At 57.9% G+C, this 25285-nt stretch carries 27 protein-coding genes and 1 other RNA gene; 13 read left to right on the top strand and 15 right to left on the bottom strand.

Features of this window, described 5'->3' with window-relative positions; all coding sequences use genetic code 11:
- Positions 1-137: 137 nt before the first annotated feature.
- The 7 genes from J3P85_RS03725 to ssrA all read left to right on the top strand — a co-directional run bounded on the left by J3P85_RS03725 (position 138) and on the right by ssrA (position 8670).
- Complete coding sequence (locus J3P85_RS03725) at positions 138-1832, top strand: lactate permease LctP family transporter (protein WP_434704957.1); 1695 nt, start codon at positions 138-140, stop codon at positions 1830-1832.
- 150 nt (positions 1833-1982) lie between these two features.
- Positions 1983-2807, top strand: a complete 825-nt coding sequence (locus J3P85_RS03720) for a (Fe-S)-binding protein (RefSeq protein ID WP_250964014.1) — start codon at positions 1983-1985, stop codon at positions 2805-2807.
- On the top strand, positions 2804-4261 hold the full coding sequence (locus J3P85_RS03715; protein ID WP_434704956.1) for a LutB/LldF family L-lactate oxidation iron-sulfur protein: 1458 nt from the start codon (positions 2804-2806) through the stop codon (positions 4259-4261). The genes J3P85_RS03720 and J3P85_RS03715 overlap by 4 nt, the downstream gene beginning before the upstream one ends.
- Entirely contained in the window at positions 4258-4929 is a 672-nt protein-coding gene (locus J3P85_RS03710; RefSeq protein ID WP_434704955.1) for a LutC/YkgG family protein, read from the top strand. Before J3P85_RS03715 ends, J3P85_RS03710 begins: the two co-directional genes overlap by 4 nt.
- Positions 4926-7793, top strand: a complete 2868-nt coding sequence (locus tag J3P85_RS03705) for an FAD-binding and (Fe-S)-binding domain-containing protein (RefSeq protein ID WP_434704954.1) — start codon at positions 4926-4928, stop codon at positions 7791-7793. Before J3P85_RS03710 ends, J3P85_RS03705 begins: the two co-directional genes overlap by 4 nt.
- Before the next feature lie 96 nt (positions 7794-7889).
- Complete coding sequence (locus J3P85_RS03700) at positions 7890-8177, top strand: hypothetical protein (RefSeq protein WP_039592339.1); 288 nt, start codon at positions 7890-7892, stop codon at positions 8175-8177.
- A gap of 96 nt (positions 8178-8273) precedes the next feature.
- Positions 8274-8670, top strand: a transfer-messenger RNA (tmRNA) gene (gene ssrA / locus J3P85_RS03695).
- Positions 8671-8740: 70 nt separating this feature from the next.
- Here ssrA and J3P85_RS03690 read toward each other — a convergent pair.
- From J3P85_RS03690 to J3P85_RS03655, 8 genes are read right to left on the bottom strand one after another with little or no spacing between them, the layout of a single operon-like run.
- Positions 8741-8971 (bottom strand): helix-turn-helix domain-containing protein, encoded by a 231-nt coding sequence (locus J3P85_RS03690; RefSeq protein ID WP_434704953.1) that lies wholly within the window; start codon positions 8969-8971, stop codon positions 8741-8743.
- Between the two features lie 43 nt (positions 8972-9014).
- Positions 9015-9383, bottom strand: coding sequence for a RidA family protein (locus tag J3P85_RS03685; protein ID WP_434704952.1), 369 nt, complete (start codon positions 9381-9383; stop codon positions 9015-9017).
- A gap of 26 nt (positions 9384-9409) precedes the next feature.
- Positions 9410-9535 (bottom strand): FAD-dependent oxidoreductase, encoded by a 126-nt coding sequence (locus tag J3P85_RS03680; RefSeq protein WP_434704951.1) that lies wholly within the window; start codon positions 9533-9535, stop codon positions 9410-9412.
- A complete protein-coding gene (locus tag J3P85_RS03675) occupies positions 9535-10962 on the bottom strand; it encodes an amidase (protein ID WP_434704950.1) in 1428 nt (475 codons plus the stop codon). The genes J3P85_RS03680 and J3P85_RS03675 overlap by 1 nt, the downstream gene beginning before the upstream one ends.
- 4 nt (positions 10963-10966) lie before the next feature.
- Positions 10967-11650 carry an amino acid ABC transporter permease gene (locus J3P85_RS03670; protein WP_250964005.1) on the bottom strand — a complete coding sequence of 228 codons (684 nt, stop codon included), beginning with the start codon at positions 11648-11650 and terminating at the stop codon, positions 10967-10969.
- A complete protein-coding gene (locus J3P85_RS03665) occupies positions 11647-12303 on the bottom strand; it encodes an amino acid ABC transporter permease (protein ID WP_434704949.1) in 657 nt (218 codons plus the stop codon). The genes J3P85_RS03670 and J3P85_RS03665 overlap by 4 nt, the downstream gene beginning before the upstream one ends.
- Positions 12303-13091 (bottom strand): amino acid ABC transporter ATP-binding protein, encoded by a 789-nt coding sequence (locus J3P85_RS03660; protein WP_238349454.1) that lies wholly within the window; start codon positions 13089-13091, stop codon positions 12303-12305. The genes J3P85_RS03665 and J3P85_RS03660 overlap by 1 nt, the downstream gene beginning before the upstream one ends.
- Before the next feature lie 60 nt (positions 13092-13151).
- Complete coding sequence (locus J3P85_RS03655) at positions 13152-14021, bottom strand: substrate-binding periplasmic protein (RefSeq protein ID WP_434572494.1); 870 nt, start codon at positions 14019-14021, stop codon at positions 13152-13154.
- A gap of 158 nt (positions 14022-14179) precedes the next feature.
- On the opposite strand from J3P85_RS03655, the gene J3P85_RS03650 reads away from it, so the two are divergent.
- The gene (locus tag J3P85_RS03650; RefSeq protein WP_346343463.1) at positions 14180-15208 is read left to right on the top strand and encodes a GlxA family transcriptional regulator; all 1029 of its coding nucleotides are present in this window, start codon (positions 14180-14182) and stop codon (positions 15206-15208) included.
- Between the two features lie 302 nt (positions 15209-15510).
- On the opposite strand, the gene dctA is transcribed toward J3P85_RS03650, so the two are convergent.
- Together dctA and J3P85_RS03640 are read right to left on the bottom strand one after the other, a co-directional pair.
- Positions 15511-16818, bottom strand: a complete 1308-nt coding sequence (gene dctA / locus J3P85_RS03645; RefSeq protein WP_207963369.1) for a C4-dicarboxylate transporter DctA — start codon at positions 16816-16818, stop codon at positions 15511-15513.
- Between the two features lie 101 nt (positions 16819-16919).
- Positions 16920-18089: a mandelate racemase/muconate lactonizing enzyme family protein gene (locus tag J3P85_RS03640; RefSeq protein ID WP_250965881.1), complete on the bottom strand. Its 1170-nt coding sequence runs from the start codon at positions 18087-18089 to the stop codon at positions 16920-16922.
- Between the two features lie 99 nt (positions 18090-18188).
- Between J3P85_RS03640 and J3P85_RS03635 the strand changes: the two genes are divergently transcribed.
- Positions 18189-19067 (top strand): LysR family transcriptional regulator, encoded by an 879-nt coding sequence (locus tag J3P85_RS03635; RefSeq protein WP_434704947.1) that lies wholly within the window; start codon positions 18189-18191, stop codon positions 19065-19067.
- A gap of 43 nt (positions 19068-19110) precedes the next feature.
- Here the strand turns inward: J3P85_RS03635 and J3P85_RS03630 are convergent, their stop codons facing one another.
- Positions 19111-19464 (bottom strand): winged helix-turn-helix transcriptional regulator, encoded by a 354-nt coding sequence (locus J3P85_RS03630; protein WP_202894655.1) that lies wholly within the window; start codon positions 19462-19464, stop codon positions 19111-19113.
- Between the two features lie 102 nt (positions 19465-19566).
- Here J3P85_RS03630 and J3P85_RS03625 point away from each other — a divergent pair, with 102 nt between their 5' ends.
- From J3P85_RS03625 to J3P85_RS03610, 4 genes are all read left to right on the top strand, one after another.
- Positions 19567-20313 (top strand): NADPH-dependent F420 reductase, encoded by a 747-nt coding sequence (locus J3P85_RS03625; RefSeq protein ID WP_434704946.1) that lies wholly within the window; start codon positions 19567-19569, stop codon positions 20311-20313.
- A gap of 406 nt (positions 20314-20719) precedes the next feature.
- Positions 20720-20980 (top strand): hypothetical protein, encoded by a 261-nt coding sequence (locus J3P85_RS03620; protein WP_434704945.1) that lies wholly within the window; start codon positions 20720-20722, stop codon positions 20978-20980.
- Positions 20981-21395: 415 nt separating this feature from the next.
- Complete coding sequence (locus tag J3P85_RS03615) at positions 21396-21662, top strand: hypothetical protein (RefSeq protein WP_434704944.1); 267 nt, start codon at positions 21396-21398, stop codon at positions 21660-21662.
- Positions 21663-22018: 356 nt separating this feature from the next.
- Complete coding sequence (locus J3P85_RS03610) at positions 22019-22420, top strand: hypothetical protein (protein WP_434704943.1); 402 nt, start codon at positions 22019-22021, stop codon at positions 22418-22420.
- Between the two features lie 191 nt (positions 22421-22611).
- On the opposite strand, the gene J3P85_RS03605 is transcribed toward J3P85_RS03610, so the two are convergent.
- The 4 genes from J3P85_RS03605 to J3P85_RS03590 all read right to left on the bottom strand — a co-directional run bounded on the left by J3P85_RS03605 (position 22612) and on the right by J3P85_RS03590 (position 25283).
- Positions 22612-23055 carry a hypothetical protein gene (locus J3P85_RS03605; protein WP_250965875.1) on the bottom strand — a complete coding sequence of 148 codons (444 nt, stop codon included), beginning with the start codon at positions 23053-23055 and terminating at the stop codon, positions 22612-22614.
- Positions 23056-23252: 197 nt separating this feature from the next.
- Positions 23253-23954 carry a hypothetical protein gene (locus J3P85_RS03600; protein WP_434704942.1) on the bottom strand — a complete coding sequence of 234 codons (702 nt, stop codon included), beginning with the start codon at positions 23952-23954 and terminating at the stop codon, positions 23253-23255.
- A complete protein-coding gene (locus tag J3P85_RS03595) occupies positions 23878-24429 on the bottom strand; it encodes an HNH/endonuclease VII fold putative polymorphic toxin (RefSeq protein WP_434704941.1) in 552 nt (183 codons plus the stop codon). The genes J3P85_RS03600 and J3P85_RS03595 overlap by 77 nt, the downstream gene beginning before the upstream one ends.
- A gap of 218 nt (positions 24430-24647) precedes the next feature.
- Positions 24648-25283 carry an SMI1/KNR4 family protein gene (locus J3P85_RS03590; RefSeq protein WP_434704940.1) on the bottom strand — a complete coding sequence of 212 codons (636 nt, stop codon included), beginning with the start codon at positions 25281-25283 and terminating at the stop codon, positions 24648-24650.
- Positions 25284-25285 lie beyond the last annotated feature (2 nt).

Genomic DNA, 25285 nt, shown 5'->3' with positions numbered 1-25285 from the left:
CGAAAGTTTCAGGGCGGCAAATTGACACACGACAACCAAGGCTTTTACCCTAGCCGACAGCGCTTGTAAATTGGTATTACCAATTGTCCAAATCGCTGACCAGTGCCTGACCAACAACAATTAGGGGCCCACCCATTATGCAAACCTGGCAACAGCTCTACAGCCCGCTCGGCAGCCTCGGCTTGTCCGCACTTGCGGCCGTTATTCCCATCGTGTTTTTCTTCCTGGCCCTGGCGGTGTTTCGCCTCAAGGGGCATGTGGCCGGCAGCATCACCTTGGCCCTGGCGATTGCCGTGGCGATTTTCGCGTTCAACATGCCCGCAGACATGGCCTTCGCCGCCGCCGGCTATGGCTTTGCCTATGGCCTGTGGCCCATTGCCTGGATCATCGTCGCCGCGGTGTTTCTCTACAAACTGACCGTCAAGAGCGGCCAGTTCGAAGTGATTCGCAGCTCGGTGCTGTCGATTACCGATGACCAACGCCTGCAAGTGCTGTTGATCGGTTTCTGCTTTGGCGCATTCCTGGAAGGTGCTGCGGGCTTCGGTGCACCGGTGGCGATCACTGCCGCCCTCCTGGTCGGCCTGGGCTTCAACCCTTTGTATGCCGCGGGCCTGTGCCTGATCGCCAACACCGCCCCCGTGGCGTTCGGCGCGCTGGGCATCCCGATTATCGTGGCCGGCCAGGTCACCGGCATCGACGCGTTCAAGATCGGCGCCATGACCGGTCGCCAATTGCCCTTGCTGTCGTTGTTCGTGCCGTTCTGGCTGGTGTTCATGATGGACGGCCTGCGCGGCGTGCGGGAAACCTGGCCAGCAGCGCTGGTGGCCGGCTTGAGCTTTGCCATCACCCAATACTTCACCTCCAACTTCATCGGCCCGGAACTGCCGGACATCACCTCCGCCCTGGCCAGCCTGATTTCCCTGACGCTGTTCCTGAAAATCTGGCAGCCCAAGCGCACCGCCGGCGCCCAGATTGCCGGCACCACCGCCAGCGCAACGGTCACCGCCAACGCCGGCGGTTTCGGCCAACCGCGCAGCACCGTGGCGTCGCCCTACAGCCTGGGAGAAATCATCAAGGCGTGGTCACCGTTCCTGATCCTGACCGTCTTGGTGACGATCTGGACCCTCAAGCCGTTCAAGGCCATGTTCGCCGCCGGCGGCTCGATGTACGGCTGGGTGTTCAACTTCGCCATCCCGCACCTGGACCAGATGGTGATCAAGGTCGCGCCCATCGTGATCAATCCCACCGCCATCCCGGCCGTGTACAAGCTGGATCCGATTTCTGCCACCGGCACGGCGATTTTCTTCTCCGCACTGATCTCGATGCTGGTACTGAAGATCAACCTCAAAACTGGTCTTACCACTTTTAAAGAGACGCTTTTCGAGCTGCGCTGGCCGATCCTGTCCATCGGCATGGTGCTGGCGTTCGCCTTCGTCACCAACTATTCGGGCATGTCGTCGACCATGGCCCTGGTGCTGGCAGGCACGGGCGCGGCGTTCCCGTTCTTCTCGCCGTTCCTGGGTTGGCTGGGCGTGTTCCTGACCGGCTCCGATACCTCATCCAACGCGCTGTTCAGCTCGCTGCAAGCCACCACCGCGCACCAGATCGGCGTCAGCGACACCTTGCTCGTCGCGGCCAACACCAGCGGCGGCGTGACCGGCAAGATGATTTCGCCACAATCGATCGCGGTGGCCTGCGCCGCGACCGGGCTGGTGGGCAAGGAATCGGATCTGTTCCGTTTCACCCTCAAACACAGCCTATTCTTTGCAACGATTGTCGGCTTGATCACGTTGGCCCAGGCCTACTGGTTTACCGGCATGCTGGTTCATTAAGTCCTACACGCAACACTGGAAAAACCGACGCCGAACCGTGATTCGGCGTCTGCTATTCACAACCGGGTCTGCAAGGCTGCTGAAAGATTTCCTGGCTATATTCAGCAGCCTCAGCGGACGGATAACCGGGACCACCCGGAGACACGCCTGATGAGCGAGCTTTTTTACAACGCCGTACCGAACGCGACCCGTGTCGCCCCGCCCTTGCCCGAGCCTCGGCAGTACCCCAGCGAGAAACCGCGTCGGGTCTATCTGTTCGGCACGTGCGTGGTGGACCTGTTCTATCCCGAAGCCGGAATGGATGCGATTCATCTGCTGGAGCGCGAAGGGATCCGGGTGGATTACCCGCAGGGGCAAAGTTGCTGTGGCCAACCGGCCTACACCTCGGGCTACACCGAGCAGGCGCGGACGGTGGCCCGGGCGCAACTGGCCTTGTTTGCCGAAGATTATCCGGTGGTGGTGCCCTCGGGCTCCTGTGCCGGCATGCTGCGCGAGCATTATGCCGACCTGTTCAAGGACGAACCGGAAACGCTCAAGCAGGTCCAGGCCCTGGCGGCCCGGACCTATGAACTGGCCGAGTTCCTGCTGTTTGTCTGCAAGGTGCAGTTGAACGACAACGGCGAGCCGGTGAAGGTCGCGCTGCATACGTCCTGCTCGGCACGGCGTGAAATGAATACCCACCTACACGGTCGCGCGTTGTTGGCGCAGCTGCGCAATGTGGAGCGAGTCGAACACAGCCACGAAAGCGAATGCTGCGGCTTTGGTGGGACCTTTAGCGTTCGCATGCCGGATATTTCCGGTGCGATGGTGGCCGACAAGACCCGAGCGTTGAAGGAATCCGGCGCGCACCAGGTCGTCAGCGCCGATTGCGGCTGTTTGATGAACATCAACGGCGCGCTGGAAAAGCAGCAAGAAGCGTTACGCGGCCAGCACCTGGCGAGTTTCCTCCGCCAGCGCATCGGAGGTGTCGCATGAGCACGCCGACGCTGATCCCGACCGTTGAGGTGCAGGAAGATTTTCGTGCCCGAGCCCACAAGGCCCTGGACGACACGCAACTGCGAAACAACTTTCGCAGTGCGATGGATTCACTGATGACCAAGCGGGCAACGTCCTTCAACGATGCCCACGAAAGAGAACACCTGCGGGTGCTGGGCAATGCCGTCCGCGCCCGTGCGTTATCCAAGCTGCCCGACCTGCTCGAGCAACTTGAAACCAACCTGACCCGCAACGGTGTGAACGTGCACTGGGCGGAAACGGTGGACGAAGCCAACGGCATCGTCCTTTCGATCATCCGCGCTCACGAGGCGCGGCAAGTGATCAAGGGCAAATCGATGGTCAGCGAAGAGATGGAGATGAACCATTTCCTCGAGGCTCGGGACATTGAATGTCTCGAATCCGACATGGGGGAATACATCGTCCAACTCGACCACGAGAAGCCTTCACACATCATTATGCCGGCGATCCACAAGAATGCCGGTCAGGTCGCGTCCTTGTTCCACGACAAACTCGGCGTGGAGTACACCAAGGACGTTGACCAACTCATTCAGATCGGCCGCAGGGTCCTGCGGCAGAAGTTCTTCGAGGCCGACGTCGGCGTCTCCGGCGTCAACTTCGCCGTCGCCGAAACCGGCACGCTGCTGCTGGTGGAAAACGAAGGCAACGGGCGGATGTCCACCACCGTGCCACCGGTGCACATTGCCGTGACCGGCATCGAAAAGGTTGTCGAGAACCTGCGTGATGTCGTGCCGCTGCTCTCGCTGCTGACCCGCTCCGCCCTCGGCCAGCCCATCACGACCTACGTCAACATGATCTCCGGGCCACGCAAGGCCGATGAACTGGACGGCCCCCAGGAAGTCCACCTGGTCCTGCTGGACAACGGTCGCAGCCAGGCGTTTGCCGACAGTGAATTGCGCCAGACCCTGAACTGCATTCGCTGCGGCGCTTGTATGAATCATTGCCCGGTGTACACCCGAATCGGCGGTCATGCCTACGGCGAGGTTTACCCGGGGCCTATCGGAAAAATCATCACGCCGCACATGGTCGGCCTGGCCAAGGTGCCCGACCACCCGAGCGCCTCTTCGCTGTGCGGTGCCTGCGGCGAAGTGTGCCCGGTGAAGATTCCAATCCCGGCGTTGCTGCGGCGGCTGCGGGAAGAAAACGTCAAGGCGCCAGACAGCCCTAACCAAGTGATGCGTGGCCAGGGCAGCAAATACTCGCCCAAGGAACGGTTCATCTGGAATGCCTGGGCCTGGCTCAACAGCTCGCCGCGGCTGTATCGGCTGTTCGGCTTCCTCGCCACGCGCCTGCGCGCCCTGACGCCTCGAAACGTCGGCCCGTGGACCCAGAACCACAGCGCCCCCAAACCCGCCGCCCGCTCATTGCATGACCTGGCCCGCGAACACCTGAACCAGCAGGGAGACCGCCGATGAGTGCCAAGGACAATATCCTCGCCAAGCTGCGTAAAAGCCTGACGGGCGCCACCCCGGTTGCCGACAACTTCGATGTCGACCTGGTGACGCAAACCTATCGCTATGCGCCCGAGGAACGTATCGCGCAATTGCGCAAGCTGATGGAGGCGGTGCACACCGAAATCCACCTGACCTCAGCAGAGAGCTGGCCGGCCCTGCTCGCGCAACTGCTGCGCGACCGTCAACTGCCGAGCCTGCTCATCGCGCCGACAACCGCACATGGGGAAAAAATCATACAGTTCTGGGCGAACAATCCGGACCTGCCAACCCTCAAGGCCTACGACCGCCCGGTGGAAGAATGGAAAGCCGAGCTGTTCAACGACACCCCGGCCAGCCTCACCGGAACCCTCGGGGCCATCGCTGCCACCGGTAGCCTGATTCTCTGGCCGACGCGGGAAGAGCCGCGACTGATGAGCCTGGTGCCTCCGGTGCATTTCGCCCTGCTCAAGGCCAGCGAGATCCGCGACAACTTCTATGAAGTACAACAGGAATTCGAATGGGCCCAAGGCATGCCCACCAACGCCCTGCTGGTATCGGGCCCGTCGAAAACTGCCGACATCGAACAAGTCCTGGCCTACGGCGCCCATGGTCCGAAGGATCTGGTGGTTTTGATTCTGGAGGACCAATGACCCTTCCAGCCTCTTTCCTACACGACGTTGAACGACTGATCCCGCAGAAACGCCGTTTCGACGACCCGCTGTCGACCTTGGCCTTCGGCACCGACGCCAGTTTCTATCGGCTGATTCCGAAACTGGTGGTACGCGTCGAATCCGAAGATGAAGTGATTGCCCTGCTGAAACTGGCCCAACGGGACCAGGTCCCGGTCACGTTCCGCGCCGCCGGCACCAGCCTGTCCGGCCAAGCCATCAGCGACTCGGTGCTGATTGTGCTAGGGGATAACTGGAACGGGCGCGAGATTCGCGAACAAGGGACGCAGATTCGTTTGCAGCCTGGCGTGATCGGCGCCCAGGCCAACGCCTGGCTGGCGCCGTTCGGGCGCAAGATCGGCCCGGATCCGGCGTCGATCAACGCCTGCAAAATCGGCGGCATCGTCGCCAACAACGCCAGCGGCATGTGCTGCGGCACGGCGCAGAACACCTATCACACCCTGGCCGGCATTCGCTTGGTCCTGGCCGATGGCACGCGCCTGGATACTGAAGACGACAGCAGCGTGGCGGCTTTTCGTACAAGCCACGGCGACCTGCTGGAACGCCTGGCCACCCTTGGCCGCGAGACCCGCGCCAATACTGAGCTGGCAGCGCGAATCCGGCATAAATATCGTCTGAAAAATACCACCGGCCTGTCACTCAATGCCCTGGTGGATTTTGACGAGCCTGTGGATATCTTGAGCCACCTGCTGGTGGGCTCCGAAGGCATCCTCGGTTTCATCAGTGCGGTGACCTACAACACCGTCATCGACCATCCGAACAAGGCTTCGGCCCTGATCGTATTCCCGGATGTGGAAACCTGCTGCAACGCCGTCACCGTGCTGAAAAGCCAGCCGGTATCGGCCGTCGAACTGCTGGACCGCCGCAGCCTGCGCTCGGTTCAGGACAAACCGGGCATGCCGGATTTCGTACAGCATCTGTCGATCAATGCCTGCGCCTTGTTGATCGAATCCCGCGCGGCTTCTTCGTCGTTACTACAAGAACAGCTGGCCCGGATCATGGCCTCCCTGGCCGGTTTCCCGGTGGAAAAACAGGTCGACTTTACCGAAGACCCACGGGAAAACGCCCGGCTCTGGGCGATCCGCAAAGACACCTTCCCCGCCGTCGGTGCGGTCCGCAAAACCGGGACCACGGTCATCATCGAAGACGTGACCTTTCCGGTCGAGCAACTGGCCATCGGCGTCAACCGTCTGATCGAACTGTTCGACAAACATCACTACGACGAAGCGATCCTTTTCGGACACGCGCTGGAAGGCAATCTGCACTTTGTCTTCACCCAAGGCTTCAACAGCGCCGAAGAAGTCGCACGCTACCAGGCGTTCATGGATGACGTGGCGCAGTTGGTGGCGGTGGAATTCGGCGGCTCGCTCAAAGCCGAACACGGCACCGGGCGCAACATGGCGCCGTTCGTCGAGCTGGAATGGGGCAGCGATGCCTACCAATTGATGTGGCAGCTCAAACGCCTGCTCGACCCTAACGGCATTCTCAACCCGGACGTGGTGCTCAGCGAAGATCCGCTGATTCATCTCAAGCACCTCAAACCACTGCCGGCCGCCGATGAGATTGTGGACAAGTGCATCGAGTGCGGTTTTTGCGAACCGGTCTGTCCTTCCAAGGACCTGACCTTGAGCCCGCGCCAGCGCATCGTGATCTGGCGCGATATCCAAGCGAAGAAACGCGCCGGCACCGACACCACCGAACTGGAACGTGCCTACCAATACCAGGGCATCGACACCTGCGCCGCCACGGGCCTGTGTGCACAACGTTGTCCGGTAGGCATCAATACCGGCGAGCTGGTGAAAAAGCTGCGCAGCCGCGACGCGACGCAGACGAAAACTGCCAACTGGATTGAAGGAAATTTCGCCACCACACTGCAAGGCGCGCGCTTCGCCCTGCACGTCGCCAACGGCGCACGCATGCTGCTGGGCGCGCCCCGCCTGGCGAAACTGTCGGCCTCGTTGACACGCCTGTCCAAGGGCCAGGTGCCACAGTGGACCCACGCCATGCCTCAGCCGGAAAAGGCCATTCGTTTCAGCCCCGCCGTGTCGGACGAGCGTCCGAGGGTGGTTTACCTGGCGGCGTGCGCATCGCGAGTCATGGGCCCGGCGGCGGGAGACAACGAGCAAATGTCGCTGTACGACAAGACTCGCGGCCTGCTGGAAAAGGCCGGTTATCAGGTAGTCTTTCCCGACAATGTAAACAGTCTCTGCTGCGGCCAACCCTTTGCGTCCAAAGGCTACACCGAGCAGGCCGAACACAAGCGCCAAGAACTGATCGGCGCCTTGCTGCACGCCAGTCGCGGCGGGCTCGACCCGATCTACTGTGACACCAGCCCTTGCACGCTACGGCTGGTCCAGGACTTGGGTGACGTGCGCCTGGACCTGTATGACCCGGTGCGTTTCATCCGTACTCACTTGATGGACCGTCTCGATTTCACCCCCCAGGAGGCGCCCATTGCGGTGCACATCACGTGCAGTACCCAGCACCTCGGCGAAAGCCAGGCGCTGATCGATCTGGCGCGCCAATGCAGCAAACAAGTGGTGATTCCGGAAGGTATCCATTGCTGTGGTTTTGCCGGCGACAAGGGCTTTACCACCCCCGAACTCAACGCCCACTCGCTGCGAAGCCTCAAGGACGCGGTTCAATATTGCACCGAGGGCATTTCCACCAGCCGCACGTGTGAGATTGGTCTGACGCATCATGGGGAAATCGACTACCACGGCTTGGTCTATCTGGTCGACCGTGTCACCCGCCCCAAGCCCGCCAACGGTGAAGGCCTTGCGATAGGGCTCGAAGAAAAATCGAATTCCTGCGCTTCGCTGTAGTCACTTGAATAGGCCCGGCTCCGCTGGGCCACCTACTGACTCGGCCCGGCCGCGACTGTCCAGCGGCACCGAGACCCTACGTTCAAGGAGATACACATGAAGCGCACCGCACTTGCTGGCTTGTTCATTTCCGCTGCGATGTTGGCCTCTCCGGTGTTTGCAGGAAGCCAGGATGACCTTTGCAAAATCAACCTGCAAAAGATCAGCGACGCCAAAGTCAGCACCGAGCAAATGAGCGAAGGTCTAAAGACCGACATCGATGCCACCGTCGGACAAGCCAAGGCTGAGCACGCCAAAGGCACCAAAGAAGGCACCGAAAATTGCATCTCGTTGACCAATCAGGCGATCCAGAAGCTGCAGAACAACGCCAAAGGCGACCAGTAGAATCACCGCAGGCCAACCTTCGGGTTGGCCTCGGACATGGATTGGCGTACACTGCACGTGCCTGCCGCTCCAACAGACTCACGGAGCGACAGGTTCGGGGCCGTTTAGGATTCGACGCCGGTTGCGAAACTCTAGGTGCATGCCGAGTTGGTAACAGAACTCGTAAATCCACTGTTGCAACTTCTATAGTTGCCAATGACGAAAACTACGGCCAGGAATTCGCTATCGCTGCGTAAGCAGCCTTAGATCCTGAGCTTCTGGTACCTTCGGGTCCAGCAATCACGAGGGGATGTCCGTAAACCCAAAGTGATTGTCATATAGAACGGAATCGCCGTGCAGTACGTTGTGGACGAATCGGCTAAAACTTACACAACTCGCCCAAAGCACCCTGCCCGTCGGGTCGCTGAGGGTTAACTTAATAGACACGGCTACGCATGTAGTACCGACAGCGGAGTACTGGCGGACGGGGGTTCAAATCCCCCCGGCTCCACCAACTCGACAAAAAAGACGTCCATGGACGTCTTTTTTTGTGCCTGGAATTCACGGTTCGACGTAATTAAACCTCAGACGGCTTGAAGGTCTCGCAACGCCTCAGGGTGCTGGCTCGCGACCCGCAGAAGGGTCTGTGCCGCACCGGCAGGTCGCCGACGACCCAGCTCCCAATCCTGCAACGTACGCAGGCTGACTCCCAGCAGCTCTGCAAGTGCACTTTGAGATACACCGACTTTAGCCCTGGCCTCAGCCGCAGCCGAAAGCGTCACCTCGGTTGTGCGTGCCGCCTTGCCAGCTTTCATTTGGCGTACCGAAGCCAATCAGGCGATGAACGCCCCAACCTTCTCAAACACCAGAAACAGGTTTCACCGCTATAACCATAATCTCCACCAGCACCTCAGGCCGCGCCAGGCACGCCTGAACAGTGGCCCGTGCCGGAGCGCTATCCGCTGGCAGCCAGGCGTCCCACACCGCATTCATCGGCGCGAAATCACGATCAATGTCCTTGAGCCAGATCTGTGCGCTCAAAAGCTTGCCCTTGTCGCTGCCCGCCAGTGACAACAAGGCTTCGATCTTGGCCAGCACCTGCCGCGTCTGCTCTTCGATGCCAAGGTGTAGATCCGTGGGCACCTGGCCGGAGAGGTAAAGCAGATCGCCGTGACTGACCACACCGGACATCCGCGCGTTGCTCTGAAAACGTTGAATCGTTGCCATCGGGTTTACTCCGTGAATTGAGAAAGTTAAGGCGCTGCGCTAGCAGAGCGGGATCGGCCGGCGCTTGCAACGATGACGTTATGACCGGCCTTGTGTAAAAGCCAGGCACTGCTCAAGCCAACGATACCAGCTCCGACGACACAGATTTCCATTACGCCACCACCCTGTCCGACAGGTCCCAACCCACCGGCCGCCGCTGGTGCCAATCACTGACTTGCTGGTAGGCATGGGCGATCCGCAGGACCAAGGGTTCGGCGAAAGCACGCCCGACGATCTGCATCGAGACCGGCATACGTTGCTCGTCAAAGCCCACCGGCAGCGCCACTGAACAGAGATTGAGCAGGTTGGCGAAACGGCCGAGCAAGGCCAGCGGCGTGCCGTACTCATCGACCTGACTCAGCGGCACGCTGCCAATGGCGTTGGTCGGAAACGCACAGGCATCGACGTTGGACATGGCTTCGTCCATGGCTTGGCGGGCAACACGTCGCTGGTTGTGCAAATCGATATAAGCCGCCGCGTCGATGGCGCGCCCGCTCAGCACTCGACGCTGCACATGAGGATCGAAGCGCAGATCATCGCGTTCGAACAGGCTACCAAGGCTGGCGTAGCCTTCGGCACTCATGAGGCCACCGGCGACGCGCATGCACTGCTCCAGGGAAGTCGGTAGCGGCTGTTCGACCAAATGCATGCCCAGTGCGGCCAATTGCTCAAGCCCCTGGTCATAGGCTGCCAATACGCCAGGCGCGATGTGTACGCGTTCGGCCTGTGGCAGCACCCAGACGCGCAGACCGGCCACCGGAAGATTCAAGCCTGCCGCGGTACTGAAGACTGGCGACTTGGCCGAGACCGAATCCATCGGGTCCGGTCCCAGCAGCGCGTCAAGCATCCACGCGGCGTCTTCGACGGTGTGCGTAATCGGTCCTACCGAATCCAGCGATGGACACAACTCAATCAAACCGTGACGGCTCACCAACCCACGCGTGGTTTTCAACCCAACCAAACCACACATACCCGCCGGAATCCGCACCGAGCCGCCGGTGTCGGTGCCCAATGCCGCGCTTGCCAATCCGCCGGCCACGGCCACCGCGGAACCACTGCTGGACCCGCCTGGAGCACGATGCACGTCGCAGTCCCATGGATTCCACGGCGTGCCCATCACGGCATTGGTGCCCCACCCCCCGAAAGCAAACTCTACGGTGTGGGTCTTGCCCATGATGATCGCCCCGGCGCGCTCCAGTCGCTGGACTGCCGTGGCGGTGAGCCGCGAGATACGCGGCTGCTGTGCCAGCGAACCACCGGTGATGGCCTTGCCTTCGATTTCGAACAAATCCTTGATCGCCACCGGAATGCCATGCAATGGCCCCAGGTTGACACCGGCAGCTCGCTGCCGATCGGCCGCGATGGCGGCACCGAGCGCGCGCTGGGGATAGGCTTCGACATAAGCATTGAGTTGACCGTTGAAACGCTCGATCCGCTCCAGTTGCGCGCCAACCAGGGACTCGCTCGTGAGCGCTCCGGAGGCCAGCGCTTGCTGTAACTGGCCAATGCTGTGGGAAGCGGTTCGATCCTTGATGTTCATGTGTTCAGCCTCGAATGGTTTTGCGTCCGCGAGAAAATCGTACTTCCAGTACTCGCGATAACAGAGAAAGAGGGAAAGCGATGACGAAATAGAACAACCCCACCAGCAGGAAAATATGCATCGGCAAAAAGGATTCGGACGCGATGGCCCGGGCTGCCAGCATCAACTCATCGGTGGCGATCAGGGCGCACAGGGAGCTGTCTTTCAGAATCGACACGTAGGCATTGAGCAACGGCGGCAACATGCCGCGAATGGCTTGGGGAAAGATCACCGAGGTGAAGGCTTGCAACGGCGTCAGGCCGGTAGCGATGGCCGCCTCACGCTGGCCGCGATGCAAGGAGTCCAGTCCACCGCGCAGGATTTCTGCGACGTAGGCCGAGCCCTGCAAACCCAAACCGATGGCGCCGGCCCAGTAACCCGACAGCGTCAGCCCGAGGCTGGGCAAGGTGAAGTACAGCGCCAGCAGCAACGCCAGGAGCGGCACCGCACGCATCCCCTGGATGAAGAACACCGCCAGACGCTTGAGCAATATGCTGGGGCTCTTCATCGCCCAGGCCAGTAACGCGCCCAACACCGCCGCCAGGGCGAAGCCTGTCAGGGACAGCTCGGCGCTGACTCGCGCGCCGAGTAGCAGGCGCGCGAACCAATCGCTCCAGTATTCCGGGTATTGTTGGAAAAAACCGATCATCGCGCCGCCCTCAGATGACGTTCAAGTCGGATGAATCCCACGCCAATTGGCAGGATCATCGCCGCATAGATGCACATCACCGCCAGATAAATCAGCGAGGTCTGGAACGTGGAGGTCACAAGATTGCGGGCAAGGAACATGATTTCCGGCACGGCAATGGCCGAGGCGACGGACGTGTCCTTGATCAGTTGCGTGACATAGTTGGCGTAAGCCGGCAACGCAACGCGCAGGGCCTGGGGCAAGAGGATGTAGCGCAAAATTTGCAGACGGTGCAAGCCAACGGCCTGTCCGGCTTCATGCTGGCCGACGTGCAGCGATTGCAAGCCGGCTCGGAAAGTATCGGCCAGCACTGCGCTGCCCACCAGGCTCAAACCGACGATGGCCGCCAACCACGCGGGCAAGTTGATTCCCAGATAGGACAGCCCGAAGTAGATCAGGAACAGGTGCGCCAGCGCAGGCACGTTGCGCATCCATTCGATGAAACAGGCAATGGCGCCGTGCACCAGTCGCGATCGGCTGAACGTCAGCAAAACCGCCAGTATCAAACCGCCCGCACTGGCCAGCACCAAGGTGCAGAGGGCGATTTCCAACGCGTTCATTGCGCCTTTCAACAGCAAGGGCAACAGTCCGAGGAAAGCTTGCAGATTCACCATCAGGCGCTCTCCACAGCCATGCGCCCCAGAAAACTGCGGGTGCGTTCGTGACGAGGGTTGTCGATGACTTGCGCCGACGGCCCCTGTTCGACAATGCGCCCGCCGTCCATGAAGATCACCCGATCCGCCACATCGCGAGCAAACCTCACTTCATGGGTGACCATGATCATGCTGCGGCCCTCTTCCGCCAGCTCGCGAATCACGGCCAACACTTCGCCGACCAACTCGGGATCCAACGCCGAGGTCGGTTCGTCGAACAGGATCACTTTCGGTTGCTGGGCCAAAGCCCGGGCGATGGCGACCCGCTGTTGCTGACCACCCGACAACTGTTCGGGATAAGACTCGGCCTTGTGCCGCAGATGGACTTTTTCCAACATCGCGTCGGCCAATTCATACGCCTGCTTGCGCGGCATGCCTTGGGCCTTGATGGGACCGAGCGCGACGTTATCGCGCACGTTCAAGTGCGGCCAGAGATAGAACAACTGGAACACCATGGCGATCTCGCGGCGCTGCGGCGCCATCTCCCGGTCACTCATCAGGCGCAAACGCTTGCCGTCCTTGACCTGCCCGATCAGCTCATCCCCCAGCCAGATCTCGCCGCTGGTGGGTTTTTCCAGGTAATTGATGCAACGCAGGCAGGTGGACTTTCCAGAACCGCTTGGGCCAATCAATGACAGGGTCTCACCGGGCTTCAACTCCAGGCTGATGCCCTTGAGCACTTCCAGATCGCCATAGTTCTTGTGTAATTCGTGCACGCGCAGCAACGCGGTGTCAGACGGGCTCGACATCTTGGCTAACCTCTTTTTGTTGTAGGCATGGCGATGAGTCCGGCGCATCGCCGCACACACTTATTTGCAGCCAGGCAGCGTCCAGTCCGCTGGGCGATCGACGCCCAAGCGCAGGTCCTTGCCTTCGGGCATGAACCAGACATCCTGGGTCAGGCCGTAGCGAGCGCCGACCTTGCGCATCTCACAGTTTTTCCAGAGCGTCTGAATCTGCGCATTAACCGCCGTCACCAGTTCCGGACTGGCCTTGTTGAAGCCGAACACCACCTGGCCCAAGCCAGTCAGCAATGGGAAATTCGGATCGTTGTCGACAAAGGCGTTGAAACGCAGGTGCCATTGCTCATTGCGGGAAATGGCGTATTGCATGACCGGTGGATCGCCGATCACCGCATCGATCCGTCCGGCGAGCAGATCGCGAACGGCCGCATCAGACGTGTCGTACAGGGCGACTTGCAGGCCATCGATCTTGCGCATCTCGGGGATGAACGAAAAACCGGTGATGGTGCCGACTTTCTTGCCTTGCAAATCCTTGAGGCTGTTCCAGTTGGTCTTGTCTGTCTGGGTGATACCGTTCTTGAAGTAGTGAATAGGATCGCTCAAGGCCATGATTTTCGAGCGTTGCTCGGTCCAGCCCATGGTGCCGGCCATGACATCCACTCGCTTGGACTGCACCGAGGCAATCGTCCCTGACCATTCCATCAATGCCGGTTTGACCTTAAGGCCCAGCTTTTCGGAAATTTGTTGAAGAATTTCACCGTCATAGCCGACCATCCGACTATCTTGATACCCTGTTCCTGGCATATCACCACTGAAGGCGATGGTCAGGCTTCCCGGCTCTACTGTCTCCAATGCGAACACCGGTGCCGTGGCCAGCACGGACACCAGAAAACCGGCACAGATAGCGGAAAAACGCTGGACTTTGGACGTCTTCATCGGATGCTCCTCGATAGTTTTTATTGTGGCAGCAGAACGTTTCGCATCGGTCCATCGTAGTGGGCCCGGCGGTATAACTGGTTGGACGCTTTGCACGAATGATTGAACATTTGCGACATTCTGGCGGCACAGAGCCCGTGGCACCCCAGGAAAGCCTCGTGGACGAGCTCGATCATGGGCAGGCGCGTCATCCACCCATGCGCCGCGGCACCGCCGAGCTGTCTATTGGCATCATGTTGTGGCCACGTTTCCCCTTGCTGTCACTGTCAGGGCTGACCGATGCGTTGCGGCATGCCGCCGATACAGGAGATCAAAGCCGCCCCATACGCTGCCAATGGAAAGTACTGGGCACTCCCGGGCAAAGAGTCATTTCCAGTAGCGGACTGGACGTACCGATCGACAGTGAACTCGCTGACCCGAAGCGTTTCGACTACATCGTGGTGATTGGTGGATTGCTCGACTCCATCGAGGCGGTGCCGAAAACCTATCCCGCGTTCCTCCACCAGGCCGCAGCGGCACAGGTGCCGTTGATCGGCCTGTGCACCGGCAGTTTCGTGCTCGCGCGACATGGCCTGATGGAGGGGCGAACGGCGTGTGTCCACGCCTATCATGGCGACGACTGGAAGCGACTGTTTCCCTCGTTGCGCTTTGTCATCAACAGAGACTTTCTGATCGACCGGGACCGGATCACCTGCGCGGGCGGTGTGTCAGTCATCGAACTGGCGCTTCATCTGATCGGCCTGCACTGCGGACCGGATCGTGCGGGCAAGGTTGTGCATCAGATGACGGTGGCAAAGAACACGTCCAGCAGTTTCGTCGACCGACGCAAGGCCCTCGGGTACGCCAGTTCATCCAATCGTCGGTTGCACGAAGCCGTGATGTTGATGGAGAAACACATGGCCCAACCCCTGGATATCGAGGCCATTGCGCATCTGGTCGGCACCAGCAAACGGCAATTGGAACGCCTGTTTGTCGCTGAAACCAACAACAGCCCGGCCCAGTTCTACCGACAGGTCCGACTCCGGTTCGGCAGATGGTTGCTGGTGAGTTCCGACCGCCAGATTAGCGAGATCGCCTTTGAATGTGGCTTCGCCGATGCACCACATTTTATTCGGCACTTTCAGAGCATGTTTGGCATGTCACCCGGGAAGTTACGCAAGGCCCTGATGCAGCAGGATGGGAAATAACGCGGCAACGAACAACGTCATCCATAGAGCTCAGGCTCGATCGGACAGTTACCGGATTTCAGTCTTAAGTAATGCCAGTCAGTTAAGTGGAATACCACGGGCGAACACAACCCGTGGCGAGGGAGCTCGCTCCCGCTGGGCTGCGTAGCGGCCCCAAAACAGGGCCGCTACGCGACCCAGCGGGAGCAAGCTCCCTCGCCACGGGGTTACTGCCCGGCTTTATTTCGCTTAACAAGGATGTCTTTTTTGTGCCTGAAATCCAGGCAATCAAAGCTTCAGCACGACCGGGCAAGCGATGCTGATTATTTCTGCGCAGCCAACGCCCTACGCGCCGCCTTTTCATTCTTCATGGCCGCGATTTCCCGCTCACACGCATCCACATCGAAAGAATTGTCCCACTTGGCAATGGCGAGGGTGCCGATGCCATTGCCGATCAGGTTGGTCACCGCCCGCGCTTCGTTCAGGAAACGGTCAATGCCCAGGAGCAGGACCAGGCCGACCAGCGGAATGGAGTGGATGGTGGTCAGCGTTGCCGCAAGGGTGACGAACCCGGCCCCCGCCACACCCGCCGAACCTTTCGAAGTCAGGAGGAAGACGCCCAACAGAATCATCTGATCCATAAACGTCAGCGGTGTGTTGGTGGCCTGGGCGATGAAGATCGCAGCCATGGTCAGATAGATGCAGGTGCCATCGGCATTGAAGGTGTAGCCCGTCGGCAGCACCATCCCCACCACCGACTTCTTGCAGCCCAGTTTTTCCAACTTGACCATCATCCGCGGCAGCACAGCCTCGGTCGAGCAAGTCCCGAGGGTAATCAGAATTTCGTCCTTGAAGTAACGGAGAAACTGCAGCAGCGGCATGCCTGACCATCGAGCAACGGTGCCCAGCACGACCACAATGAACACCAGGGTAGTGACGTAGAGCGCTACCAGCAGTTGGCCGAGGGACAGTAGCGTACCGATGCCATACTTGCCGATCGTGAACGCCATGCCCGCACCAGCGCCTATCGGAGCCAGCCGCATGACCATGGCCACAATCTTGAACAGCCCTTGCAGAAACAGATCGATGGTATTGATCAGCGGTTTGCTGGTCTCACCCATTTGAACCAGCGCCACCCCCATCAAGACAGAAAGCAGAATGACTTGCAGCATGACGCCATTGGAAAACGCACCGACAAAGGTTGGCGGGATGATGTTCATGAAGAAATCAACGGTGCCGCCCTGGGCAGAGGCGGCCTGGCTGTACTTGGCGATAGCACTGCCATCGAGTGTCTCGACATGGATGTTCATCCCCACGCCGGGCTTGGCGATGTTGACCACGACAAGGCCGATCACCAGCGCGATGGTTGAAAGAATCTCGAAATAGATCAGCGATTTTACGCCGATTCTTCCAACCTCTTTGATGTTGCCCATCTTGGCAATACCGACCACCACGGTGCCAAAAATAATCGGGGCCAACAGCATTTTGATCAGCCTGATAAAACCATCGGCAAAGGGTTGAAGCTTGGCGCCGAACTGCGGTTCGAAGTGACCAATTGCGGCGCCGACCACGATGCCGATCAGGACCTGCACATACAGCTGGCTATACCAGCGGGACTTGGAGATTTCCACGGGAGCACCTCATTTTATTGTTGTGATGGGCGTGTGGTGTGGCGTCAGTGGGTGACGCCTGATAACGGCGGCCCCAGGCGAAGAGGCCGCCGTTCGGGCTATCAGCCCTCGCCCAGTTCGCGCATGACGGCGTACAAGGCGGACTTGGCTTCGAAGCCGACGCCTGGAATATCCGGCAGCGCCACATAGCTGTTTTCGACGCGAATCCCGTCAGCAAAACCGCCAAACGGCTGGAACACATCCGGGTAGGATTCGTTACCACCCAGGTGCAGGCCCGCGGCGATATTCAGGGACATCTGATGGCCCCCGTGGGGAACGACACGACGCGAAGACCAGCCCATGTCTTCCATCACTTCCAGGGTGCGCATGTACTCGACCAGGCCGTAGGACAGCGCGCAGTCGAACTGGACGTAGTCACGATCGGAACGCATGCCGCCATGGCGCAGCAGGTTGCGGGCGTCTTGATGGGAAAACAGGTTTTCACCGGTAGCCATCGGCAGGTCGTAGTGCTTGGCCAACTCAGCCTGCAAGGCGTAGTCGAGAGGATCGCCGGCTTCTTCGTACCAGAACAGGTTGTAGGGTTTCAAAGCCTCTGCATAAGCAATGGCCGTGTCTTGGTCAAAGCGACCGTTTGCATCCACTGCCAGGCGACGCCCGTCACCGACCACCTTGAGTACCGATTCGATGCGACGAATATCGTCAGCCAGAGGCGCCGCGCCGATCTTCATCTTGACCACGTCGTAGCCGCGATCCAGATAGCTGCGCATTTCGTCCTGAAGCTTGGCGTCGTCCTTGCCTGGGTAGTAATAACCACCAGCGGCGTAGACCCAGACCTTGTCGTCGGCCACGCCGCTGCGGTAACGGTCAGCCAGCAGGCGATACAACGGTTTGCCTTCGATCTTGGCGACGGCGTCCCAGACGGCCATGTCGATGGTGCCCACGGCCACCGAGCGCTCACCATGGCCACCGGGTTTTTCGTTGGTCATCAAGGTTTTCCAGATGGCGAACGGATCGAGGTTATTGTGCTCTTTATCGATCAGCGACTCAGGGTCGGCTTCGGTGATGCGCGCCAGGAAGCGGTCACGCATCAAAGCGCCTTGGCCATAACGACCGTTGGAGTTGAAACCGTAGCCGATGACCGGTTTACCCTCGCGAATCACATCCGTGACGACAGCGACGACCGAGCAGGTCATTTTGGAAAAATCGATGTAGGCGTTGGCAATTGGCGAGGCGATGGAAACGGTTTTTTCACGGATGTCGACGATACGCATGATGGGGTCCTCTTGTTGTAGGTGACCCCACGTTATGCTTTGCGATGACACCCGCCCAATGCTAATAATGCCGCGCCCCATGCACAGGAGGCATTGCCCTTGGAACTCGTTTGGCTAGAAGATTTTTCAGCGTTGGCTGAGTACGGCAGCTTTGTACGTGCCGCTGAAGCACGCCACGTGACCCAACCGGCCTTCAGTCGCAGAGTCCGCGCATTGGAAAATTGGATGGGTGTCGAACTGTTCGTTCGCACGCCACAAGGCGCCACGCTGACCGAGGCGGGGAAGCAGATTCTGCCAAGCGCCCAAGAAACGGCCAGGCGCTTGTACCGAATGCGCAGCGAAGCCCAGGAAGTGGCGGGCATGGCGATCAAGACGCTGCAATTCGCGGCCACCCATTCGCTGTCGTTCACGTTCTTCCCAAGATGGCTGCGGAGCACGGAAAACGGCGCCCCCATCGAGGCGGTACGCCTGCATTCCGATAGCATGGCGGCCTGTGAGCAAATGCTGATTCAAGGCCACGTGCAGTTCCTGCTTTGCCATCGTCATCCCGATGTTCCACCGCTGTTGGCCCCTGATCAGTTCATCGGCAAAAAAGTGGGCGAGGACGTGCTCGTTCCGCTGGCGAGCGCTTCTGCCAGCTTCGCAAATGCGCCCGCATCGCTGCCCTACTTGGCGTATACCCAGGAGTCCGGTCTGGGACGCATCGTGGCTCATCGACTTCAGGGCAAGGAAGAATTCCTGCACCTCAAGCCGCTGTTCAGCAGCCACCTCGCAGCGGTGCTCATGTCCATGGCGCTGGAAAACAAAGGGGTGGCCTGGCTACCAAGAAGCCTGACCGAACAGGAAGTCGCCGACGGACGTCTTGTGCGGGCGCTCGATGAAAGCTGGGATATTCCGTTGGACATTCACCTCACTCGCCCAACGGGTGCCATTAGCCCATCGGCGGAGGAGTTTTGGGCGAAGTTAAAGGATTGCTGAAGTTGCTTCGCAAGCGTCGGGCCATTGCGCCTCGACGGTCATTTCAGGTGTGATCGCGCCTCATCTCTGCCCACTCGATCAACGCCTGGATCGACGGCCCCAGTGCATGTCCCATGGGCGTGAGCTTGTACTCCACTTTAGGTGGCACTTGTGGGTACACGGTCCGCTGCACAATGCCGTCCTTTTCCAACTGTTTTAGCTGTTGGATCAGCATCTTCTGGTTGATCCCTTCTATCAATTTCTCCAGATCCGAGAAACGCAGCGCGCCCTTCGCCGCGAAAAGCTGGCACAAGATAATGATCTTCCACTTCCCTTCCAGTACGCGAAGCGTTTCGGTTGTTGCCTCGGCCCATTTCCGACGATTTTGCGGGTCGCCGCAATCCCATTCCCGTTCCATTTCTTCCTCGATGGTGAGTTACACACCTTTTGGTAGGTACTTACCATTATCACACCAGCCTCCTAGAATCGGTGCAAGACAAATGACTCAGGAGGCTTAGCCATGAAAATCGGCATCATCGGAACCGGTAACATCGGAGGCACCCTCGCTCGCAAATTCAAGGCCGCCGGTCACGACATACGTGTGGCGAACTCTCGAGGCATCAACGGCGTTCGCGCATTCGCCGAAGAGATTGGAGCCAAACCGGTGGACATTCGCGGCGCAGTCGATGGCGCGGATGTGATCGTGCTGTCCATACCGCTACCGGCGTTGAGCGCGCTGCCTGCTGATCTGTTTGCCGCTGTACCAGATAGCGTCCCGGTGGTGGACACGAGTAACTACTACCCTGGCCTACGTGACCCCAACATTGCTGAAATTGATCAAGGGATGACGGAAAGCGTTTGGGTTTCGAAGCAGATCGGGCGACCTGTCATCAAGGCCTTCAACAATATTCTGGCCTATACCTTGGCGGAGTTGGGCAGCGCCCAAGGCACGCCAGGTCGCTTGGCAGCAGCAGTGGCCGGCGACGATGCCAAGGCTAAGGAAACGGTGATGTCCCTGGTCAACCAAGCGGGCTTTGATCCGGTCGACGGAGGTTCCCTGGAAGAGTCCTGGAGACAACAACCGTGTACGCCAGGCTATTGCTGTGACTACGACGCCGAGACGCTGCGCGACGCACTATTGGCAGCGTCCAAAGGGCAAGCCGCTGCGAAGCGAGAGGAGTTTCCTAAACACTTTGAGCGGCTCGGGCCCAACCCTAGACATGCCGATATTGTCGCGATGAACCGCTCCTTCAACGCACTGGATTGACGCAGTCCCAGGCTAATGCCTGTCAGTTAAATGGACACGCGGGCAAACACACAAACCGTGGCGAGGGAGCTTGCTCCCGCTGGGCCGGTCCGACGCTTCGGGCGAAGCGGCCCCAAGATTTTGCGGTCGCTGCGCAACCGAGCGGGAGCAAGCTCCCTCGCCATAGTTCTCTCTCTAGCCGTGACAATGCATCGAATGGACGGCTGGCTCAAACTCGTTGATATCTGTAAACCAAATGTAGGGAAATGCAGTCGCCAAAAGGCCAAAGCTCCTACATAAAGCTCGGAAAGCGGTGTCTTGTGACGCTTGAGCGGGACGGCCTATAGTTCCTTGTCGCCCCAATGGCGACTCGGGTTTGGCGACCCGGCAACGAGGTAGCTCCTTTCAACTGAATGAGGTCCTACCAATGAATCGATACATGCCCATCACCGGCATCGACTGCACCCCTGCTACCCTACTGATCGACACCGAAGCCCCGCTTGATGTCCTCTTCGAAACCGCTGACTACCGCATCCGCACCGTGACCCAACTGCTGGAAAACATCGCGTTCCGTTCGGAGATCAGTTCCGACACGCTGGTGCTTTCCGATTTTTGCAAAATGCTGACGATAGCGCTGCGCGACGGGTGTGATGTGATGGATGTGATTGGGGCGCAGGCGGCGGAGTAAGTGAAGACGGGCGACTATGGCCATAACGTAGCCCCCACCGTCGGGAGCAATTACATCTATCTACTCCGATGAGCTGTGGCGCAGTTCGTCAAGAACTGCGCCACAATCGCGCCAAAATCTTCTCAAACAGCGCCAACACACTCATGCCTTCGACCACCGACATATAACAGTATCCTGGCATCCAGGAGTGGGCGAGCCTCTCAGAGCTCTTGGCCTGGCACCCTAAATTTTCCGGCGAACGGCGCAGCGCATCCTTGCAAACCTGGCCGAAAGCAGCCAAATCACTGCACAGGGAGAAGGCAGGGCACGGCGTTATTTCGCAATAGGACACCCGGCTGAGACCCACACCCTGCCCTATTTTCAGCCTTTTGCCGACATCAATAAACGCTCCTCTCGACTGGCAGCGAATCTCCCCTTGTTCCGAGCCTACCTTTGTCCGCTGACCTTTCTGTATGTACCGGAGCAGGCCTACAGCCGAGCCACATTGGGCGTGTACGAAATGACCCGGGTAGAGCTGCTTCTCGACCTGTATATCTGGGCCTACGAACGCTCAACACTGGAATATCTGGCAATCAAGCAAGACCTTGCGGAGCCGGACCCTTTACGCCTGGCATGGCGAGACCTCATCAAGAAGACCATTCGGGAAATCGTCACTCACCCAGAGCTTGACCCGTTGTTCTGAATTCAACGCTCGGTAGCGGAATATGTTTCAGAAAGAGAACAGCCGGAAGTGCAAGCACTGATCGTCGAAGAACTCCGTCGCCTGCACGAAGGGGTGCTCGCGCGCTATGGGTTACGGCCATCAGAGTTCATGTCATGGAAGTCGCGCCATGGTCACTGATGGGAGATCACTGAGGTGATATTTGCCCTCTGCGTCGTCGCGTTGAACGCCACCATCGGTGTACTCATCAAAGTGTTGATGAACACCTTCACGATAGACAGGCTGACGGCCCTTGGGCCAGTCACCTATCCAGCCACACGGCCATCCACCTCTTAAATAGATGGCAAATATCCCCTTTTTCAGATGGAGCATGAGTTTTGTACAAGAAATTTACAGGGATCGTTTTTCTGTTATTGAGCGGCTGCTCACTGCATCCATATACCAAGGACGAACTGCTGAACACTGGCGTAACCAGCCCCGAGTACTGCCTGACGCAAGAGCGGGCGGTGGTCGAAGAGCGGGTGCAAGGCTACCTGAACCACTGCTTTCACCCACAAGTGACCGAGCTCACGACGGGGGAGACTCGTCAATACGATCCAATTGAAAGTCGACAGCAATGCCGACAGAAGCGACATGGTGCTATGGGCACCAACGATCTACGGCAGCCAGTTCTATATGAACGTGATCGTCTCGGAAAAGAACCCCGCTTGCAAAACCACCATGACTGCCGTGGCCTCAGGCTGGGGATTTGGACGAAATTTTCCGAAGATCCTGGATAGCGCGAATGGGGGAGACCCGTGGTGTCCGCTGTAACCACAAAAGAAGGGGATAGCAAAATAAAACTGCGCCATGAGCGAGCGATCAACAATCCGGCTTCTGTGGCGAGGGAGCTTGCTCCCGCTGGGCTGCGAAGCAACCCTCGCTATTCATCGCCAACCGACAGAGAGCAAACGCCCTTTCCACGATAAAACTATTGGACCGCCTGCCCGGCTGATCCAGAAGGCGTCGTTGTGACGGCCGGCTCTATAACTTTCGCCGAAAGACCTGTCTCGACATCACGAACTTCGTAATACCACCATTTCATCGACGAAATGCCATAAAGCCCATAGGTACGGCCACCGACCAAATCCACGGTCATTTCAATTGGACGTGAGTATCCAGTTCCAATAGCGTACTTAACGGAAAGTTTATGCTTTCCTGCGCCGAGTCGATACTCGGTTTGGCGGGCTAGCCAATATAGCGACGTATCGTCATCGATCTTGTCTATCGACAAATGCTTGTCGAACTGCCGAATTGTCGCAACCTCGGCCCAGGGTTTTCCTTCTGCGCTTTTATGTTCGTAATGAATGCATCCGGTCAGGGTGAAGCAGAATAAAGTCATCGCTACAAAGCGTAAAACAACGTCGTGTCGCATCAATGGCCCTCCAAGGCGCTTTTTTCATCTCGACTCAGCAAAACAATGGGAAAAGCGGACAGCTTATTTATAAACAGAGCAAAACCAACAAGCTAACCCCCTCTGCGCTCACAAAATAAATCTACCCCTTTTCACCACACCTCTTTCACCAAGCAGTTCGTTCGCTTTCTGACCCACAGTAATTACAAGGAACCGTTTTAATGCAACAACACACTTATTTGCTCCAGCAAACCAACAGATATGAATCCCCGCTCACCGTCATCAAACTCACCTACTTTTTTAAACAGCAAACCTTGCTTTTCAGAGAGCAAATAATGAAAACTCAAATCTTCCTCTACATCCCCCGACCACCCCTTATCAAGAGCAATTTGAACATCAAAACCCTTAGGGAGCGCAGCCACATATGAACAACGCTCTGCCTCAAGTACACTGGCGACGGTTTCAATAGACAGTTTCGACAGGCGCAATGCACCAAAAAACTTGATTTTTCCTTCCGCCTCGACAATGTACTCTTGCGAGTTACTGCCGCCTACAATCTCATACCCCCTAAACCTCAATGCCCCCCACAATTTTCGATGGCGGACAATCCGTGTATCTGGCTGCCATGCAGAACTACCTAAAAACAACCACAGATTGCAATCAGGAAATTTTTTCTCAATTAGATCATACAAATAACTTAATACTGAGGATACGGAATCGCTTGACGCCCCGGCAGTCAAAAAGCTTGCCACCGAGAGCACCCCGCCCTCTCGTTTCCTCGCACTGCGAATGTTAAACACCTCATTACTTACTAACAAATCAGGCGCACTTGTAACTTTAACATCAGTAGTCATAATGATTTCCGATTTCATCATTAAAGTGGGAGCCGCGATTTTGAGGATTCCCAACACCAAAGTCATGACCTCCCGCATCATCTCGGACTCTTACCGTTTTGGTACCGCCACCTGACGCAGGAACCTCGAACTCATAAATTGTTCCCGGCTGGGGATTACCTCGCTTATCGACATTCGGTAAAACCCGGCTTGGTTGCTGACTGGTGGGAATACCTGATTGACGCTTAGCTTCATTAAATGCACCACTGCGCCCCGCTCCTATAGGAGTCATATTTTCAGGAGCCGTGCCCTTTGCTTTATCCCCAACAACCCCAACCTTAACCCCGGTTGTACCACCCTTACCCCCAGCCGTCGACGAGAACAGCCCCCGGTCCTGACTCAATCCATCCGCCGCAAGCTCCGTCAGTAATGCAGCACCATCGCCTTTATCGGTACGCATCTTCTCGATGATGCCGGTATTGATGGCCCGCTCGTTATTTCGAGTAATTTCCCAAAGCGCTGCCGAACGATCGAGCCCGGCGCTCCTACCGTCATGCAGCATCTTCTCATTAGCCGGAATCTCATCCGCCAGCTGTCATTTTACTTACAACACCCGTTGGGTTGTTCCGTCAATACTGTCCGAACTCTTTGCTCCGAGCCGTATCGAGGTCGGTGTAATAGTCCCTGAGGGATAGGCAATCCGCTAGGGTGGCATTCAAATCCTTCCCTTTTGAGTCGATTTTCAATTCTATTCAGCCCCTTTCACCCCACTTCTAACAATTAATCTTCAATACTGAATTTAATCTGAGCACCATCTGGCAGGTCTCTGATTTGACTAGCTATATCAGCTCTAAGCTGCATCCCTTCCACAGCATCAGCCAAATACAAATTATCCAGCACGAACTCACCGCCAAGCACAAAAGGCACTTTTGGTAACAGACGCTTCCCCGCAGGAATTTGACCGTTCTGCTTTTGCCATTGATTCGCCAGCGGATGCCCTGTAAGCACATCAAAATCCACGAGAATACTTTTTGCCCAGCTTTCAACATCGTCAGCCAAGTACTCTAGCGAACCTGTTTCCGGGTCAAAAATATAGATTTTGCCATCTTTAAAACAGAACTGCCCACCAAAAACATCCTCAGCAAAAAAAAGGCATCCATCGGCCATACCTTTGTAGCCGCTGCGCCACAGAGCATCCGAATTCCAGTCATAAACTCCTATTTCTTGCTGATTAGAGTGTGTTGGAAATACGTGCAAAGCGCTTTCGAAAGCATAAAAACCGTTACGCCTGCGCAGCATTCCAAAAAACTGATCAGCTAATGTACCTAGCAACCCATGCGATAGATCTAATATTTTTGGTTCATGCTCGCTCAAAGATGAACTTGCGTTCGATAGTAAGGTATCCAAGCTAGTCATAT

It is taken from the genome of Pseudomonas sp. Z1-12, assembly GCF_051132015.1.
GTDB lineage: Bacteria > Pseudomonadota > Gammaproteobacteria > Pseudomonadales > Pseudomonadaceae > Aquipseudomonas > Aquipseudomonas zanjanensis.
This window is presented reverse-complemented; position numbering and strand designations above follow the sequence as displayed.